2 protein-coding genes, 1 pseudogene and 1 other annotated feature are annotated in these 3,661 nt (G+C 66.6%); all 3 genes and pseudogenes read right to left on the minus strand.

Going from position 1 to position 3,661, the window contains the following annotated elements:
• A partial coding sequence (locus tag G9373_RS44760) for a cation:proton antiporter (protein WP_167121239.1) occupies positions 1 to 1,197 on the minus strand: 1,197 nt, incomplete at its 3' end.
• Between the two features lie 152 nt (positions 1,198 to 1,349).
• Positions 1,350 to 1,778, minus strand: a complete 429-nt coding sequence (locus tag G9373_RS44765) for a hypothetical protein (protein WP_043789517.1) — start codon at positions 1,776 to 1,778, stop codon at positions 1,350 to 1,352.
• 303 nt (positions 1,779 to 2,081) lie between these two features.
• Positions 2,082 to 3,294: pseudogene (locus G9373_RS44770) on the minus strand (IS3 family transposase).
• Positions 2,930 to 3,061: a sequence feature (AL1L pseudoknot), on the minus strand. It overlaps the preceding pseudogene by 132 nt.
• Positions 3,295 to 3,661: the final 367 nt, after the last annotated feature.

Raw genomic sequence — 3,661 nt, forward strand, 5'->3', positions numbered from 1 at the left:
GGCCCAGGCGGCGTAGCGGGCGGCGAGGGGGGCGGCGGTGAGTCCGTGCGCCAGGACGGAGAGTGCGATCGTGATAACCGCGGTGGTCAGGAGTAGTTCTTCGTGGGGTAGCTCGCCCGGTTCTTCGACGATGAGGATGGCGAAGACGATGGTGGCGAGGCCGCGGGGCCCGAACCAGCCGAGAAAGGCCAGGGTCGGGGCGCGTGGGTGGGTGCCGACAAGGGACAGTGCGACGGGGATCATCCGGACGACGGTCAGGCTCACGACGGCGTACCCGAGCACGGCCCAGGAGAGACTCCCGAGTGCGGGACCGAGCAGCACGGCGCCGAAGACGATGAAGGTCACGGCGCTGAACAGGTCACCGGTCTCGTCGATCATATGCCCGGCGTCGTCGTCGACGTCGGCGCGGCGCCGGAGTGCGCCGAAGGTCAGTCCGCCGACGAACGCGGCGATGAATCCGGAACCGCCCAGCGGCACGGCGGCGGTGTAGGCGAGCAGTGCTGCGGTCACCGGCACGGTGTGCGCCCACAGTGGGTCGAGGGCGTGGCGCCGACCGGCCGTCACCAGGACCGTGGCGGCGAGTACGCCTGCCACGACCCCGGCGACGACCCCGTATCCGATCTGCTCGGTGACCAGACGGGCGGCCGCACCATCGCCGATCGCGCCCGCTTCGGCTTGCGCGATCGCGAGCACGATCAGGAACAATGGCACACAGATACCGTCATTGAGGCCGCTTTCGACGTTCAAGCCCTGGCGTATCCGCATCGGCAGCACGGGGAGGGTGACCACGGCCTGACCGAGCGCGGCGTCGGTGGGGGCGAGGATCACCGCGAGCAGCAACGCCTCGGGCCAGGCGAGATCGCCGAGCACGATCGCGGCGGCACCGAATCCGGCCGCGATGGTCAGCGGCAGACCGATACCGAGAAGTCGCGCAGGTAAGGAGATCTCGGTGCGGAGTTCGGCCAGGTCGACGTGTGCAGCGTCGGAGAACAGCACCAACGCCAGGGTCACCTCGGCGAGCAGTTTGACGATCTCGGCGGTGGCGTGCACGTCGACCACGCCGGCCGCCTCCACGCCGAGCAGGAGCCCGGTGACGGTGAAGACGATCGGGGCGGTGATCGGCGTGCCCGCAACGCGCCGGGAGATCCCCGCGAAGCCGAGCAGGACCACGGCGATCGCGGGCAGCGCCCACGTCATGGCGGCCACGCCTCACACCCGGTCGATATCGCCGTGGCGCGAGGTCGTGTCGTGAGGCCGCAACCCTCGATTCGCATGATGAATCCCCTGTCCCATCGTCGTCCTCATAGGTTGCGGAAATGCCTGTCGCACTGTTCGTTGTCGCTAGCCGTTCATCTCGCCGGTCGATATGGCCGTGCGGCTCGGTCTCTGTCGGGGTGCCAGGTCGAGACGGCCCAGATCACCACGGCGTTGAGGGCGATGATCGTGATCGCCCACATGGGGTAGTAGGGCAACCAGAGGAAGTTGACGATGATCGAGATTGCGCAGATCACCATGGCGCCCCCTCGCGCCCAGGTGGCACCGGTGAACAGGGCGATTCCGGCGGCGGTGACGATCGCGCCGAGAACCAGGTGGGTCCACCCCCATGCGGTGAGGTCGAATTGGTAGGTGTAGTCGACTCCGGTGACGATTACCTCGTCCTTGGAGATCGCGGACAGGCCCTGGAGTAGCTCGAGGACACCGACGGTGACCAGCAGAACCGCCCCACCCATCGCGGACCCTTGCGCCACACCGCGTTTGACCACAGATTCCTCGGACATGACCGTTTCCCTTCCCGGGCAACGCGTGAAGTTTCCGGCGAACTCCATTGTCCTCCGGTCGGGCCGGTGATGGCGGCAATTCGCGGCAGATGTGGTCCCGCCGAGTTGTCTCCAGGACCGGGAGCACGGGGACGACGCCCAAGCGTGATGGATTCGAAGCACGGACCGCCGGATCTCCGGTCATCTCGGAACATGCCCGTGGTCAGCCGCAGCATCTCCACGAGATGGCCCCGTTCGCGGTACCGGATGCGTGGGTGGGGCCTCGGAGTGTTTGAACCGCCCTGGATCGAGTGGAGACTTCGTTCAGGCCACCTCGAGGACCGAGGCGGCGGCGGTGGGGCGCTGTTCACGGTAGCGCGTCTCGTACTCGATCGGCGACAGGTAGTCGATCGACGAATGCAACCGGTCCGCATTGAACCAGCGAACCCACTCGGCAGTCTCCCGCTCCACCTCGTCCCGCCCGGACCACAATCGGTCCCGTCGATCAACTCGGTCTTGTAGAGCCCTATGGTCGATTCCATCATCGCGTTATCGAGGGCGTCCCCGGCGCTGCCGATCGAGCCCGCGATGCCCGATTCGGTCAGCCCGTCGACGAATACCCGTGAGGTATATTGCGAGCCCGCATCCGAGTGATGTACTAAATCTGTTGCGGTGAAACGGAAATCGGCTCTCTTGCGGGTGGACAACGCCTGTTCGAGCGTCGCGCTGACCAGCGGCGTGGCCTTGGTGGTCATCACCCGCCGGCCCAGGATCCGGCGGGAGTAGACATCGACGCAGAACGCGGGGTAGACGAACCCGGCCAGCGTCCACGCGTAGGCGAAGTCGGCGACCCACCTCTGGTCCGGACGCTGCGCCGCGTCCCATTTCCGCTCGATCAGATCCGGGTGCCGCGGCGCCCAATCATCGCGCTGGGTAGTGATCGTGCGGCGGCGGCCGCGGACGACCCCGGCGATGCCGGCGATCCGCATCAGGCGGACCACCTGATCACGCCCGATGTCTTGACCAGCGCGTTTCATCACCCGCCAGAGTTTGCGGGCACCGTAGACACGCTTGTTGGCGACGAACGCCGTGTGGACGGCGCTCGCGGCGTAGGCGTCGGCCAGCTCGGTGTCCGAGATGCGTCCGCGCTGCTCGGCCTTGTAGTAGGTGGACGAGGCGATGCTGATGCCGTGCTCGGTGAGCACGGCGCAGATCGGGTCGACCCCGAAACGGGAACGGTGAGTGTCGATATAGTCGATGATCACCGCAGTCGGCGGTCGACCTCCGCCGCCGCGAAAAACGCGCTCGCGGTCTTCAAAAACTCGTTGACTCTGCGTAATTCGGCTACTTCTCGGCGAAGGCGGGCAACCTCGTCCGACACGTCGGGTGTTGCAGACGATGCTCCGGGAGCGGGGTGGGTCTCCTCCCGTTCGATCCAGTTCCGCAGCGTCGCCGGCGCGATATCGAGCAGCTCGCCGACATGGCGACGGGCGGCGATCTTCGGGCCTCCGTGCTCGCGGATTCGGTCCCGATACATCCGTACTGCGCGCTCCTGGGTCTAAATGTCGTACTTCTTCGGTGCAGGCATGACCAACATTCTCCTTGCTAGATCAGCGGCCTCCACGTCGTCCAGGACGGTTCAGTAATGCCACACCCGCCCCCGCGCCGAGGTCATCCCGATCAGAGTCTGAATTCTTGGGCGGCCGCGTCGACAGGGCCTGCCCGGATGTGATGGTTACCTCCCTATGCATTGCAGTCCGAGCTCGCCCGTCCACGGGGCCGCCTCGGGCGCATCGCCTCGGCCGACGCCCTTGCCGTCACCATCGGCGGTGAGCCGGCTTTCCAGGCCGGTGATGATCGTGTCGAGCACCAGGCGGAACATGCGTTCCTGATCGGGGCCTGCG

Origin of the sequence: Rhodococcus sp. A14 (assembly GCF_011603105.1) — a bacterium.
In the GTDB taxonomy this organism is placed as follows: domain Bacteria; phylum Actinomycetota; class Actinomycetes; order Mycobacteriales; family Mycobacteriaceae; genus Rhodococcus_F; species Rhodococcus_F opacus.